The organism is Pseudomonas khavaziana, from assembly GCF_019145205.1.
In the GTDB taxonomy this organism is placed as follows: domain Bacteria; phylum Pseudomonadota; class Gammaproteobacteria; order Pseudomonadales; family Pseudomonadaceae; genus Aquipseudomonas; species Aquipseudomonas khavaziana.
The window spans coordinates 1-368 of sequence record NZ_JAHSTT010000066.1 but is presented as its reverse complement, the minus strand read 5'-3'; the positions used below and the strand labels follow the sequence as shown (position 1 = coordinate 368).

The window sequence follows — 368 nt, the reverse complement described above, 5'->3', positions numbered from 1 at the left end:
TCGACGGTGGCGAGGTGGCCGCCTTTGTCGTGGTTGAAGGTGAGGCGGTTATTGTCCGGCAAGCGCAGGTTTTTCAGCTGGCCGCAGGCGTCGTAGCCATAGCGCAAGGTGCCCCAGCCTTGGTGCTCGGCGGTGAGGCGGTTTTGGCGGTCGTACTCGTAGGCCAGCGCCCAGTGGCCGTCTTCGACGCTGAGGAGGTTGCCTTGGCGGTCGTAGGTGTAATCGACCACGCTGTTATCGGGCAGGGTTTTTCTTACAAGACGCCCGGCGTGGTCGCGCTCGTAGCGGGTAATGAGCTGACTGCCGTCGTCGCCGTATTCGGTCTTTTCCTGCAGGTTGCCGTTGAGGTCGTAGGCGTAGGCGGTGCG

General features: G+C 62.8%; 1 protein-coding gene. It reads right to left on the bottom strand.

Translation table 11 applies throughout. The annotated features are described in order from the left end of the window. Positions 1-368 (bottom strand): RHS repeat domain-containing protein (locus KVH01_RS29540; protein WP_217883810.1); only part of this gene is annotated, 368 nt, incomplete at both ends.